Raw genomic sequence first — 13,096 nt, 5'->3', positions numbered from 1 at the left:
ATGCTGGGGGAGGCCCGCTGAAGGAATCCTGAGGGCTCCGGGGGAGCCCAGGGGGGCGCTACCGGATCCGCAGCACCAGCCGCGCGCCCCCGGCGGGCGCCGGCAGCGCGCGTACGTCGCCCCCGTGCGCCCGCGCGATCTCCCGGGCGATGGCCAGGCCCAGCCCCGTGCCGCCGCTGGCCCGGCCCCGGTCCGCGGCCAGCCGCACGAACCGCTCGAACACCCGGTCCCGGTCCGCCTCCGGTATGCCCGGCCCGTCGTCCGTGACCTCCAGCACCGCCCAGCCGTCCCGCGCCGCCGCCCGTACGACGACCTCCGCGCGGGCGTACCGCAGGGCGTTGTCCACCAGGTTGGCCAGCGCCCGCTCCAGCCGCGCCGGATCCCCCGACGCCGGTACGGGCGCCCGCGCGTCCAGCCGTACCGCGACCCGGGCGCCGCCCCGGCGCGCCACGTCCTCCGCGGCCAGCAGCGCCAGGTCCACCGGCTCGGGCCGGGGCGCCGGCCCGCCGTCGAGCCGGGCCAGCAGCAACAGGTCCGCCGCGATCCGCTGGAGCCGCTCGGTGTCGGCCAGCGCGGCCGCGACCGACTCCCGGTCGGGGCGGTCCATGGCCAGCGCCACCTCCAGCCGGGACCGTACGGCGGCCAGCGGGTTGCGCAGCTCGTGGGAGGCGTCCGCGGTGAACTGCCGCTGCCGCGCGTCGGAGCGCTCCAGCCGGTCCAGGGTGTCGTTGACGGTCCGGGCCAGCTGCGCGATCTCGTCGGCCCCGCCCGGGTCCGGAACCCGCCGGTCCAGCTCGCTCCCGGTGACCGCCGCCAGCTCGGTCCGGATCGCGCTCACCGGGCGCAGGGCGTGGCCGGTCACCCACCAGGCGAGGGCTGCCGCGAAGCCGATCAGCGGGGGCGCGCCGGCCAGCAGCCCGACCTCGACGGCCCGGGTCGCGTCGTCGACGTCGCCGAGCACGGTCATCGCGTACACGGTGTGTGCGCCCGGCGCGTCGAGGACGACGACCGCGCGCCGTTCCGCGCCGGGGTGCGCAGGCGGCAGGACGGCCGAGCGGGAGTCCTCCCCGGGACCGGGGCGCGGCGCGCCGTCGAGCTCCTCGGGATCCGGGCCGTGCCGCGGGTCGCCGGTGGTGGCAATGGTCCGGCCGGCCGCGTCCCGTACGAGGACCAGGTCCACCCCGCTCTCGGGCGCGGGCAGCCGTCCGCCGGGCGGCAGGGTCCGGCTGTCGAGCTGGGCGGCGACCTTGCGGGCGGCGAGCTCGGTGCGGCCGGTGGTGTTGTCGAGGAGGTTGGCGCGCAGCAGGGCGTGCAGCCACAGCCCGCCGGCGGCGAGGACGGCGGCCATCGCGAGGGCGGCGGCCGCGGCGGTGCGGGCGCGGACGGTGGCCCTAGCCACCGTCGGGGGCCATCCGGTAGCCGGTCCCGTGGACGGTGAGGATCGAGCGGCGGCCGAAGGGGGCGTCGATCTTCTTGCGCAGCGAGGAGACGTACACCTCGACGATGTTCGGGTCGATGCCGTGCGGGGCGTCCCAGACCTCGTCGAGGATGTCCTGCTTGGCGACGGCCCGGCCGGGCTGCTCCATCAGGCAGGCGAGCACGCCGAGTTCGCGGGCGGTGAGCTCGATGTCCCGGCCGCCGCGGCGGCAGCGGCGGCCCTGCGGGTCCAGGACGAGGTCGCCGGCCTGGAGGAGGCTGCGGTCGGGGGCGCCGGCGCGGCGGGCGAGCGCCCGGATCCGGGCGGCCAGGACGACGAAGGAGAACGGCTTGGTGAGGTAGTCGTCCGCGCCGCAGTCCAGGCCCTCGGCCTCGTCGTACTCGCCGTCCCGGGCGGTGAGCATCAGGACCGGGGTGGTGTCGCCGTGGGCGCGCAGGCGGGCGCAGATCTCGTAGCCGCTGAGGCAGGGGAGCATGAGGTCGAGCAGGACGACGTCGTACGGGCCGCCGGCGAGGGCGAGGTCCAGGCCGCGGTGGCCGTCGTGCGCGACCTCGACGAGGTGGCCGTCGGCGGACAGGCCGCGCCGCAGGGACTCGGCGAGGCCTTCTTCGTCTTCGACTACGAGGATGTGCACGGAGCAAGCGTCACATATCGCCCTTTCCCTCCCGGGTGGGGGTACGGGTTGCCCTGCGGGCGGCTCGGCGGGGTGACGGCTCGGCCCGGCGGGCGGCTCGCCCGGGCCTCGCCGGCGGCTCTGGTTGGGTGCGGCTCGGCCCGGAGCGGTGCGGCTCAAAGATCGGGGCTCCGCCGCGTGCCTCGCCGGCGGGGCTGGGTGGGTGCGGCGGGGCTGGGTGGGTGCGGCTCGGCCTGGCAGGCGGCTCAAAGATCGGGGCTCCGCCCCGGGCCCCGCGCCTCAATCGCCGGCGGGGCTGGATTTGGCGCGGCCCGCGCCCCAACCGGGTGGTGGGGTGGGTCGGTGCCCCGCACGAGGATCTCCTCGGCTCGCGCCTGCGGCAGTGGTCCGGTTGTGCGGCCTGGGTTGCGCGCTCGTCCTGCGGGGACCCTCCTGCGTGTCCCCGCCCCACGCCCGGGCTTCGGGAGCCGGAGGGGAGTGGGGACGTGTCGGGGTGTCCCCGCAGGACGAGCGTGCAACCGCCCTCAGCGGCCGTGACATGCCCGCAGGCGCGAGCCGAGGAGACATCCCGGCGCGGCGCCACGGACCGACCCCCACCGACAAACCCGCCGGAAACCCCGCCCTGCCGCCCGCAGGGCAACCCGCGCCACGGACCCAGCCCGCCGGAAGTCTTCCGAGCTGCCCGCAGGGCAACCCGCGCCAGGGGCCCAGCCTGCCGCGCCGCCCGCAGGGCAACCGCGCTCCGGCCGACCCCCGCCGGAAACCTCGCCCTGCCGCCCGCAGGGCAACCCGCGCGACGCAGCCCGCCGACAAGCCCGCCGAGCCGCCTGCGGGGCAACTCGCGCCTATGGAGCCGGCCCGCCGACACGTCTGCCGAGCCGCCCGCAGGGCAACCCGCGCGACGGACGCAGCCCGCCGACACGCCTGCCGAGCCGCCCGCAGGGCAACCCGTGCTGCGGACCCAGCCCGGCGACAAACCTGCCGAGCCGCCCGCAGGGCAACCCGCAGGGCAACCCGCCCAGGCGGGGAAAACGACACCCCCGGCGGCCAGAATTGGCACTCCGCTTGACCGAGTGCTAATCGCCGGAATAGTCTCGCACCTGGCACTCGCCCCTGGTGAGTGCCAACACAGCGACAGGCAGGTCCGGCACCCGCGACGACGGATCGACCTGGTCGCCACCTCAGACAGTTAACCCCGGATCTCCGAAGGGGGAGGTCGGATCGTGACGACCGCCAGCTCCAAGGTTGCCATCAAGCCGCTTGAGGACCGCATTGTGGTCCAGCCGCTCGACGCCGAGCAGACCACGGCCTCCGGCCTGGTCATCCCGGACACCGCGAAGGAGAAGCCCCAGGAGGGCGTCGTCCTCGCGGTGGGCCCGGGTCGCTTCGAGGACGGCCAGCGTCTCCCGCTGGACGTCACCGTCGGCGACATCGTGCTCTACAGCAAGTACGGCGGCACCGAAGTGAAGTACAGCGGCGAGGAGTACCTCGTCCTCTCGGCTCGCGACGTGCTCGCGATCGTCGAGAAGTAATTCTCTTCATCAGTACTGCTTTGAGCTGCGCCCCTGGTCACCCCGCTGATTGCCGGGCGGCGAGGGGCGCAGCTCGTTAAACCCGAGTTTTCGAGAGGGCTGAACCGCTCCCATGGCGAAGATCCTGAAGTTCGACGAGGACGCCCGTCGCGCCCTCGAGCGCGGCGTCAACAAGCTTGCCGACACGGTCAAGGTGACGATCGGCCCCAAGGGCCGCAACGTCGTCATCGACAAGAAGTTCGGCGCCCCCACCATCACCAACGACGGTGTCACCATCGCCCGCGAGGTCGAGCTGGACGACCCGTACGAGAACCTGGGCGCGCAGCTCGTGAAGGAGGTGGCGACCAAGACCAACGACATCGCGGGTGACGGCACCACCACCGCCACCGTGCTGGCCCAGGCGCTGGTCCGCGAGGGTCTGCGCAACGTCGCCGCGGGTGCGTCCCCGGCCGCCCTGAAGAAGGGCATCGACGCCGCGGTCAAGGCCGTCTCCGAGGAGCTCCTCGCGACCGCCCGCCCGATCGAGGACAAGTCCGACATCGCCGCCGTGGCCGCGCTCTCCGCGCAGGACCAGCAGGTCGGCGAGCTCATCGCCGAGGCGATGGACAAGGTCGGCAAGGACGGTGTCATCACCGTCGAGGAGTCCAACACCTTCGGCCTGGAGCTGGAGTTCACCGAGGGCATGGCCTTCGACAAGGGCTACCTCTCCCCGTACATGGTCTCCGACCAGGAGCGTATGGAGGCCGTCCTCGACGACCCGTACATCCTGATCAACCAGGGCAAGATCTCCTCGATCCAGGACCTCCTGCCCCTGCTGGAGAAGGTCATCCAGGCCGGCGGCTCCCGCCCGCTGCTGATCATCGCCGAGGACGTCGAGGGCGAGGCGCTCTCCACCCTCGTCGTCAACAAGATCCGCGGCACCTTCAACGCGGTCGCCGTCAAGGCCCCCGGCTTCGGTGACCGTCGCAAGGCGATGCTCCAGGACATGGCCACCCTCACCGGTGCCACCGTCATCGCCGAGGAGGTCGGCCTCAAGCTCGACCAGGCCGGTCTGGACGTACTGGGCTCCGCGCGCCGCGTGACCATCTCCAAGGACGACACCACCATCGTCGACGGTGGTGGCAGCTCCGAGGAGGTCGCCGCCCGCGTCAACCAGATCAAGGCCGAGATCGAGTCCACCGACTCGGACTGGGACCGCGAGAAGCTGCAGGAGCGCCTGGCGAAGCTCGCCGGCGGCGTCTGCGTCATCAAGGTCGGCGCCGCCACCGAGGTGGAGCTCAAGGAGAAGAAGCACCGCCTCGAGGACGCCATCTCGGCGACCCGCGCCGCGGTCGAGGAGGGCATCGTCTCCGGCGGTGGCTCCGCGCTCGTCCACGCCGTGAAGGTCCTGGAGGGCAACCTCGGCCTGTCGGGCGACGAGGCCACCGGTGTCGCGGTCGTGCGCCGCGCCGCCGTCGAGCCGCTGCGCTGGATCGCCGAGAACGCCGGCCTCGAGGGTTACGTCATCACCTCGAAGGTCGCCGAGCTCGACAAGGGCCAGGGCTTCAACGCCGCCACCGGCGAGTACGGCGACCTGGTCAAGGCCGGCGTCATCGACCCGGTGAAGGTCACCCGTTCCGCGCTGGAGAACGCCGCCTCCATCGCCTCCCTGCTGCTCACGACCGAGACCCTGGTCGTCGAGAAGCCGGCGGAGGACGAGGGCGACGCCGGTCACGGCCACGGTCACGGCCACAGCCACTGATCGCGCACCACGCAGGCAAGGCCCCGTTCCGCAGTCGCGGAACGGGGCCTTCCCCGTGCTCCGGCCCGGGTCCTCAGGATCCGTAGGGCGCTCCGGAGCCGCCCATCTGGCGCTGCAGCACTCCGGGGTTGTAATGCCACCAGCCCTCGGCGATCTCTCCGTCCAGGCACCGGAAGGTGGTGCTTCCGGACATCTCGTACGTCTTCCCGGTCGGGGCGATCCCCATGAAGGTGCCCTTGTGGGTGCCGCGCCAGTTCCACACGGTCGTGACCATGTCGCCCTCGGCCAGCTGGGCCACCGGCTCGAAGGTCATGTCGAAGGCGGCGCGCCACGCCTCCATGTCCGACCGCATGGCGTCGCGGCCGATGACGGTGGATTCCTCCCTGCCGGCGTCGTGGTTGATGTAGTTGGTCGCGAAGCCCTCGTCGAGGACGCTCATGTCGCCCTCCATGGCGGCTTCCTCGAACACCCGGTTGGCGAGCTGCTTGTTGAAGTGCTCGTCGCGGACCACGTCGAGGTTCATGAACTTCGGCATTCCCTCGCAGAGGGCCACCATCTCCTGGAACATCCGGTCCGTCTCCGGGAGCTGAGAGTTCTTCATGGCCTCCTCGTAGGAGGCGAACTCCACCATGTCCACGTAGTGGGTCCGGGCCTCGCGGTCCTGGCCGATCATCGTGTGCGTGGCGGTGCGCCTGCCGCTGCTCTGCTCCGCCCAGCGGTCGATGAGCGCGTTCATCTCATCGAACCGCCTGGTCTCATAATCGATCACCTGTACGAATGTCATCGCGTCGCCTCCCGCTGGAGATGGGATACGTCCAGTTTAGGGAGGGTTAGCCCGTTTGGCGGTCCGGTGGCGGCCTACCGACGGGTCGCGCTCACCCACGGGCCACGACCGCTACTGGGGCCCGTACTTGCGGCCCGTACGCGAGGACATCCCGCCCAGCAGCCCGCGCGGCGTCAGCTTCACCACGCCCATCAGCGCCTTGTACCGCGGGTCCGGGATCGACACCGTCCTGCCGCGCGCCAGATCCGCCAGGGCCGCCGCCACCAGCTTGTCGGCGTCCAGCCACATCCAGCCCGGGATGTTGTCCGTCCCCATGCCGGCGCGCTGGTGGAACTCCGTGCGCACGAAGCCGGGGCACAGCGCCATCAGCCGTACCCCGGAACCCGCCAGGTCCCGCGCCGCGCCCTGGGTGAACTGCACGACCCAGGCCTTGCTCGCCCCGTACGTGCCGCGCGGCACGAAGGCCGCGACCGAGGCCACGTTGATCACGCCGCCGCGGCCGCGCGAGCGCATCGACCCGGTGGCCGCCGAAGTCAGCCGCAGCACCGCCTCGATGTGCACCTTCAGCATGGTCAGCTCGTCGGCCATGGAGACCTCGAGGTAGCGGCCCTTGTTGCCGAAACCGGCGTTGTTGACCAGCAGGTCCACCGGGTGCGTCCGGTCGTCGAGGCGCTGCTCCACCGCCGCGATGCCCTCCTCGGTGGAGAGGTCGGCGGCCAGTACCTCGGCCTCGATGCCGTGCCGGTCGTGCAGCTCGGTGGCCTGCTGGCCGAGCCGCTTGGTGTCGCGCGCCACCAGCACCAGGTTGTGCCCCTGGGCGGCGAGCCGCCGGGCGAAAGCGGCGCCGATGCCCGCCGTGGATCCCGTAATCAACGCAGTCGTCATAGGCGCAACCTAGCCGCCCGGGGTGACGGTCCTACCGCGCCCCGGCGCCGGCCCCCTGCGTCTCCATGTACCGGCGCACCCGCTCGTGGGCCTCCGGCTCCATCGCCGCCCCCGCCGCCAGGGTGCGCGGCAGCAGCGCGCGTTCGGTGGTGAAGGCGCGGAACCACAGCTCCACCGTCACGTCGTGGTCCGGCCGGTGGACGATCTCGACGGGGTCGCCGGGGGAGACCGACCCCTCCCGGATCACCCGCAGGTACGCGCCCGGCCGGGCGGCCCGGGTGAACCGCCTGACCCAGCCGCTCTCGCCCAGGACCCCCTGGAAGGTCCGGCACGGGATGCGGGCCGAGGCCACTTCGAGGACGAGGTCCGCGCCGACCCGCCAGTGGTCGCCGAGCCGCGCGGTGTTCAGGTCGATGCCGGAGGTGGTGAGGTTCTCGCCGAACGTCCCGCCGGGCAGGTCGCGGTCCAGCTCGCCTTCCCACCAGTCCAGGTCCTCGCGCGCGTACGCGTAGACGGCCTGGTGGTCGCCGCCGTGGTGGCGGCGGTCGCAGACGGCGTCGCCCTCCAGGCCGCTGCCGCGCCCGGTGGCCTTCGGCCCGGGGGCGCTGACGCGGACCGGCCCGGGGACGGGGCGCTTGCCGATGCCCGTCACCCCGCCGTCGGCGTCGGTGTAGTCGACGGCCGTGGCGCGGCCGAGGTTCACGGAGATCAGTTGCATGGGGCCCATGGGGACACGCTAGCGGCGCCTGAGACCCAAAGTTTCCCCGAGGGATTCGCTTGGCAATCAAAGCAGGGCTTATGATCGAAGGGTGATCGAGGCACGTCATCTCCGGGTTCTGCGCGCCGTCGCCGGGACCGGATCCTTCTCCGCCGCCGCCCGCGAGCTCGGCTGCACCCAGCCCGCCGTCTCCCAGCAGATGAAGGCGCTGGAGCAGTCGGCCGGCACGCCGCTGCTCATCCGCACCGGCCGCGAGATGCGGCTGACCCAGGCCGGTGAGGCCCTGGTCCGGCACGCCGCCGGAATCCTGGCCGGGCTGACGGCCGCCGAGGAGGAGGTCGCGGCCATCGCCGGGCTGCGCGCCGGCCGGGTCCGCCTCGTGTCCTTCCCCAGCGGCAGCTCCACACTGGTGCCGACCGCGCTCGCGGCGATGCGCGCCGAACACCCCGGCACCCGGATCTCGCTGGTCGAGGCGGAGCCGCCGCGCTCGGTGGAGATGCTGCGCGAGGGCGACTGCGACCTGGCCCTCGCCTTCCGCTACGGCGGGGCCGCGGGCTCCGCCGCGGAGTGGGAGGACCTCGTGGTCCGGCCGCTGCTGACGGACCGGCTCGTCGGGCTCGTCCCGGACGGGCACCGGCTGGCCGGGGCGGAGCGCGTGGGCATGGCGGAGCTGGCCGACGAGCCCTGGATCGCGGGCTGTCCGCGCTGCCGCCGCCATCTGGTGGAGGTGTGCGAGGGCGTGGGCTTCACCCCGCGCATCGACTTCGCCACCGACGACTATCCGGCGGTGGTCGGCCTGGTCGGCGCGGGGCTGGGCGTGGCGGTGCTGCCGGAGCTCGCGGTGGAGTCCGTACGGGCCAAGGGCGTGAGCACGGTCGTCGTGGAGCCGGCCGTCGAGCGGGAGGTCGTGGCGCTGACCCTGCCCGACCTGGCCCGGGTGCCGGCGGTGGCCGCGACCCTGGCCCAGCTGGAGCGGGCCGCCAGGCGCTGACGACCGCGCCGGGCGGACCGGCCCGGTGACCCCCGTGCTCGCCCCGGGAGCGCCACGCAACCGGCCGTACGCACACACTCAGCCGGGTGCGTACGGCCGAACGGGTGAACTCCGGGCCGGGAGGCGACACGCCCGGGCGTGCAAGTGATTCGCAGAAACGTTCCTTCGGACGTTTCGTCGAGCGCTCAGTCCGGAGCGATCGGCCCGATCGCACTCGAGGCGGGGATCAGACGGTGCCGGGCGCGGCCCATCAGTTCCTCGCGTTCGTCCTCGGTCAGGCCTCCCCACACTCCGTAGGGCTCGCGGACGGCGAGTGCGTGCGCGGCACATTCCGCGCGGACCGGGCATCGCATGCAGACCTCTTTAGCCGAGGCCTCGCGCGCGCTCCTGGCCGCGCCCCGCTCGCCTTCCGGGTGGAAGAAGAGGGAGCTGTCGACCCCGCGGCAGGCAGCCAGCAGCTGCCAGTCCCAGAGGTCGGCGTTCGGTCCGGGGAGGCGGGAGAAATCTGCCATTGGTAGTCCTCTTGGTGCCGGTACTGAGGCGGATACGGTCGATGTCTCCAAGGGTCTCCACACCTACTGTCGGAGTAGATGTAAATATGACTCATTGGGAATCTAGCCTCAGACACGTGCCAAACGGAAGGAAAGCCGCCAAATAGGGCATAGCTCCAGATGGAGGACGCGTGGCTTGTGGCGTCGACGCCGTGATCGCTTCCTCACGTAGAGTGCCGAAGGTGTCCGTCCGACCCGTAACTCTTTCGAGTGACCATCGTTGAGAGTGCGAAGGCGGTTGAACCAACAAGTTCTCGGACAGGTGTCCGGGGGCATCGACCGCACAGGTGACGATACGTACCAGCCTGGAGGCTCAAGGTGACGCGCATCAGCAGCTGCGGAGGGCGGTCATGACATCCGTCCTCGTCTGCGACGACTCCCCGCTTGCCCGAGAGGCGCTCCGTCGCGCGGTTGCCACCGTGCCCGGCGTCGAGCGTGTGACGACGGCTGCCAACGGCGAGGAAGTCCTCCGCCGCTGGGGTGCCGACCGCTCCGACCTGATTCTGATGGATGTACGGATGCCCGGGCTCGGCGGTGTGGAGACGGTCCGTCGGCTGCTCTCGGCCGACCCCGGAGCCCGCATCATCATGCTGACGGTCGCCGAGGACCTGGACGGCGTGGCCCTCGCGGTCGCCGCCGGCGCCCGCGGCTACCTGCACAAGGACGCCTCGCGCGCCGAACTGCGGGCCACGGTCACCCAGGCCCTGGCCGACCCGACCTGGCGACTGGCCCCGCGCCGGCTCCGCTCGGCCGAGATGGGCGCCGCGCCCACGCTCACCGCGCGCGAGATCCAGGTACTGGAGGGCATGAGCCACGGCCGGTCCAACGCGGAGATCGGGCGCGAGCTCTTCCTCTCCGAGGACACGGTCAAGACGCACGCCCGCAGGCTGTTCAAGAAGCTCGGCGCCTCGGACCGGGCGCACGCCGTGGCGCTCGGATTCCGCTGGGGTCTGGTCCGCTGACCCGCAGGTCCGGGCCGGGCCCGGACGGGTCCGCCGCAGACCGCGGATCGTCGAGAGCGGTCCCGTCCGCCAGGGGCGGACGGGGCGGCGCGCCGCCCTCGATTCCGGTGTAGCCCTGTCCCGCCGTACCCGGTGCGCACCCGGGGGTTGGCGGGGCACAATCCGGGGGACGTCTCGCTTCGTGCGCGATGCCGCATCCTTGAGGGTGTGGAGTCTCTCGGAGACTATTCGGCCGAGCGGGAGGGGAGGGCGCAGATGACGAGCTCAGGCGCACCCGCTCATAACGCTTCGATGCACAACAAGGGCCACGGTGCCGCGGATGCTCCGGCGCCAAGGCACCATGGATTGATGCGCGACGACGAGGCCCTGGGGTCCCCCGCGGCCACAGGCCCCACCGGCGCCGCCAAGGGCGGTAGTTCCGGGGGTGTCAGCGCGCTCGTACGCAGGGCGGTCGAGGGCGACGAGCAGGCCACGCACGACCTGCTCGCCTTCGTGCACCCCCTCGCGATCCGCTATTGCCGCACGCGACTGTCGCGGCTCCCGGGTGACGCTCGTCACTTCGTGGAGGACCTGGCGCAGGAGGTCTGCGTCGCCGTCCTGATGGCCCTGCCCCGCTACCGGGACACCGGGCGGCCCTTCGAGGCCTTCGTCTTCGCCATCGCCGCGCACAAGGTCGCCGACCTGCAGCGGGCCGCCATGCGGCACCCCGGCAGCACGGCCGTGCCCTCCGACGAGATGCCGGAGCGGCCCGACGACTCGCTGGGCCCGGAGGAGCGGGCGCTGCTCAGCAGCGACGCCGCCTGGGCCAAGAAGCTGCTGGCCAACCTGCCGGAGAACCAGCGCGAGCTCCTCGTACTGCGGGTGGCCGTCGGGCTGACCGCGGAGGAGACCGGGCAGATGCTCGGCATGTCCCCCGGAGCCGTGCGCGTGGCACAGCACCGGGCGCTCAGCAGGCTGCGGGCACTCGCCGAGCAGTAGGCGCAGTCGTAGGAAGCGACGAAACTTCTGCTTGACCTTGGTCGTGGAATGAGACGCGTCGGGATCCCGTTAGCATGGACATCCGCGCTGAGCAAGACCATTTGGGAAGGTGTCATGACCGCCGACGGAGTGCCCGACAAATTCGCCACGCTCGGACTGACCTACGACGACGTGCTGCTGCTGCCGGGCGCGTCGGACATGTCGCCTGACGCGATCGACACCTCTTCCCTCATCTCCAAGAACGTCCGCGTGAACGTCCCGCTGCTGTCCGCGGCCATGGACAAGGTCACCGAGGCCCGCATGGCCATCGCGATGGCCCGCCAGGGCGGCGTGGGCGTGCTGCACCGCAACCTCTCCATCGTCGACCAGGCCAACCAGGTCGACCTGGTCAAGCGCTCCGAGTCCGGCATGGTCACCGACCCGATCACGGTGCACCCGGACGCGACGCTGCGCGAGGCCGACGAGCTCTGCGCGAAGTTCCGCATCTCCGGCGTCCCGGTCACCGACGCCGCCGGCAAGCTCCTCGGCATCGTCACCAACCGCGACATGGCCTTCGAGTCGGACCGCAGCCGCCAGGTGCGCGAGGTCATGACCCCGATGCCGCTGGTCACGGGCAAGGTCGGGATCTCCGGCGTCGACGCCATGGAGCTGCTGCGCCGCCACAAGATCGAGAAGCTTCCGCTGGTCGACGACGCGGGCATCCTCAAGGGCCTCATCACGGTCAAGGACTTCGTCAAGGCCGAGAAGTACCCGAACGCCGCCAAGGACAAGGACGGCCGGCTGCTCGTCGGCGCGGCCGTCGGTGTCGCCGGCGACGCGTACGAGCGCGCCCAGGCCCTGATCGAGGCGGGCGCCGACTTCATCGTCGTCGACACCGCCCACGGCCACTCGCGCCTGGTCGGCGACATGGTCGCCAAGATTAAGTCGAACTCCACCGTCGACGTCATCGGCGGTAACGTCGCCACCCGCGACGGCGCCCAGGCGCTGATCGACGCCGGCTGCGACGGCATCAAGGTCGGCGTGGGCCCCGGCTCCATCTGCACCACCCGCGTCGTCGCCGGCATCGGCGTCCCGCAGGTCACGGCCATCTACGAGGCCTCGCTCGCCGCCAAGGCGGCCGGCGTCCCGGTCATCGGCGACGGCGGCCTCCAGTACTCCGGCGACATCGCCAAGGCGCTCGTCGCGGGCGCCGACACGGTGATGCTCGGCTCGCTGCTCGCGGGCTGCGAGGAGTCCCCGGGCGAGCTGCTCTTCATCAACGGCAAGCAGTTCAAGTCCTACCGCGGCATGGGCTCGCTCGGCGCCATGCAGTCCCGCGGCGACCAGCGCTCCTTCTCCAAGGACCGCTACTTCCAGGAGGGCGTGGGCGGCGACGACAAGCTCATCCCCGAGGGCATCGAAGGCCAGGTCCCGTACCGCGGCCCGCTCTCCGCGGTCGTGCACCAGCTCGTCGGCGGCCTGCGCCAGTCGATGTTCTACGTCGGCGGCCGCACGGTCCCCGAGCTGCAGGACCGGGGCCGCTTCGTCCGGATCACCTCGGCGGGCCTCAAGGAGAGCCACCCGCACGACATCCAGATGACGGTGGAAGCACCGAACTACTCCCGCAAGGGCTAGTCCGTCTCTTCCGGATCTTGCCTCGCCCGCGCCGCCCGGCACCGCACCTCGCCGCGTTGGCGGAGCACCCCAGTACGTCCAGTACGAGGGCGCCCCGCCAACACGCCGATGCACGGCACCGGACGACGCGGGCTTGACCGGCAAGATCCGAAAGAGACGACCTAGTCGGCCGACCGGAGGGGCGGGCCCGGAAGACCGGGGCCCGCCCCTTCGGCGTGGGGCCGCTCGTCCGTACAGCGGTCACCGGAACGCGCGCCCCCGGGGTTCG

Annotated in this window: 12 protein-coding genes; 6 read left to right on the top strand and 6 right to left on the bottom strand. The window is 72.2% G+C overall.

Going from position 1 to position 13,096, the window contains the following annotated elements; all coding sequences use genetic code 11:
• Positions 1–58: 58 nt before the first annotated feature.
• Together ACFYP3_RS13895 and ACFYP3_RS13890 are read right to left on the bottom strand one after the other, a co-directional pair.
• Positions 59–1,399, bottom strand: coding sequence for a sensor histidine kinase (locus ACFYP3_RS13895; protein ID WP_388831339.1), 1,341 nt, complete (start codon positions 1,397–1,399; stop codon positions 59–61).
• The gene (locus ACFYP3_RS13890; protein ID WP_388831337.1) at positions 1,392–2,072 is read right to left on the bottom strand and encodes a response regulator transcription factor; all 681 of its coding nucleotides are present in this window, start codon (positions 2,070–2,072) and stop codon (positions 1,392–1,394) included. Before ACFYP3_RS13890 ends, ACFYP3_RS13895 begins: the two co-directional genes overlap by 8 nt.
• A gap of 1,223 nt (positions 2,073–3,295) precedes the next feature.
• Here ACFYP3_RS13890 and groES point away from each other — a divergent pair.
• The gene (gene groES / locus ACFYP3_RS13885) at positions 3,296–3,604 is read left to right on the top strand and encodes a co-chaperone GroES (RefSeq protein ID WP_030011064.1); all 309 of its coding nucleotides are present in this window, start codon (positions 3,296–3,298) and stop codon (positions 3,602–3,604) included.
• A 112-nt stretch (positions 3,605–3,716) separates the two neighbouring features.
• Positions 3,717–5,345 (top strand): chaperonin GroEL, encoded by a 1,629-nt coding sequence (gene groL / locus ACFYP3_RS13880; protein WP_388831335.1) that lies wholly within the window; start codon positions 3,717–3,719, stop codon positions 5,343–5,345.
• Positions 5,346–5,418: 73 nt separating this feature from the next.
• Here the strand turns inward: groL and ACFYP3_RS13875 are convergent, their stop codons facing one another.
• The 3 genes from ACFYP3_RS13875 to ACFYP3_RS13865 form a co-directional block, all read right to left on the bottom strand.
• Positions 5,419–6,129 (bottom strand): ester cyclase, encoded by a 711-nt coding sequence (locus ACFYP3_RS13875; protein ID WP_388831333.1) that lies wholly within the window; start codon positions 6,127–6,129, stop codon positions 5,419–5,421.
• Between the two features lie 111 nt (positions 6,130–6,240).
• Positions 6,241–7,014 (bottom strand): SDR family NAD(P)-dependent oxidoreductase, encoded by a 774-nt coding sequence (locus tag ACFYP3_RS13870; RefSeq protein WP_388831331.1) that lies wholly within the window; start codon positions 7,012–7,014, stop codon positions 6,241–6,243.
• Between the two features lie 31 nt (positions 7,015–7,045).
• The gene (locus tag ACFYP3_RS13865; protein ID WP_388831452.1) at positions 7,046–7,732 is read right to left on the bottom strand and encodes an MOSC domain-containing protein; all 687 of its coding nucleotides are present in this window, start codon (positions 7,730–7,732) and stop codon (positions 7,046–7,048) included.
• A 91-nt stretch (positions 7,733–7,823) separates the two neighbouring features.
• Between ACFYP3_RS13865 and ACFYP3_RS13860 the strand changes: the two genes are divergently transcribed.
• Complete coding sequence (locus tag ACFYP3_RS13860; protein ID WP_388831329.1) at positions 7,824–8,723, top strand: LysR family transcriptional regulator; 900 nt, start codon at positions 7,824–7,826, stop codon at positions 8,721–8,723.
• A gap of 185 nt (positions 8,724–8,908) precedes the next feature.
• On the opposite strand, the gene ACFYP3_RS13855 is transcribed toward ACFYP3_RS13860, so the two are convergent.
• On the bottom strand, positions 8,909–9,235 hold the full coding sequence (locus ACFYP3_RS13855) for a WhiB family transcriptional regulator (RefSeq protein WP_030710411.1): 327 nt from the start codon (positions 9,233–9,235) through the stop codon (positions 8,909–8,911).
• Between the two features lie 389 nt (positions 9,236–9,624).
• Between ACFYP3_RS13855 and ACFYP3_RS13850 the strand changes: the two genes are divergently transcribed.
• The 3 genes from ACFYP3_RS13850 (at position 9,625) to guaB (ending at position 12,828) form a co-directional block, all read left to right on the top strand.
• Positions 9,625–10,236, top strand: coding sequence for a response regulator transcription factor (locus ACFYP3_RS13850; RefSeq protein WP_003948568.1), 612 nt, complete (start codon positions 9,625–9,627; stop codon positions 10,234–10,236).
• 348 nt (positions 10,237–10,584) lie between these two features.
• Positions 10,585–11,214 (top strand): sigma-70 family RNA polymerase sigma factor, encoded by a 630-nt coding sequence (locus ACFYP3_RS13845; protein WP_388831327.1) that lies wholly within the window; start codon positions 10,585–10,587, stop codon positions 11,212–11,214.
• 114 nt (positions 11,215–11,328) lie between these two features.
• Positions 11,329–12,828: an IMP dehydrogenase gene (guaB, locus tag ACFYP3_RS13840; protein WP_365478460.1), complete on the top strand. Its 1,500-nt coding sequence runs from the start codon at positions 11,329–11,331 to the stop codon at positions 12,826–12,828.
• Positions 12,829–13,096 lie beyond the last annotated feature (268 nt).

The organism is Streptomyces sp. NPDC005533 (genome assembly GCF_042871845.1).
In the GTDB taxonomy this organism is placed as follows: Bacteria; Actinomycetota; Actinomycetes; order Streptomycetales; family Streptomycetaceae; genus Streptomyces.
Note: the sequence above shows the minus strand (reverse complement) of the source record. Positions and strands in the feature narration are given on the sequence as shown.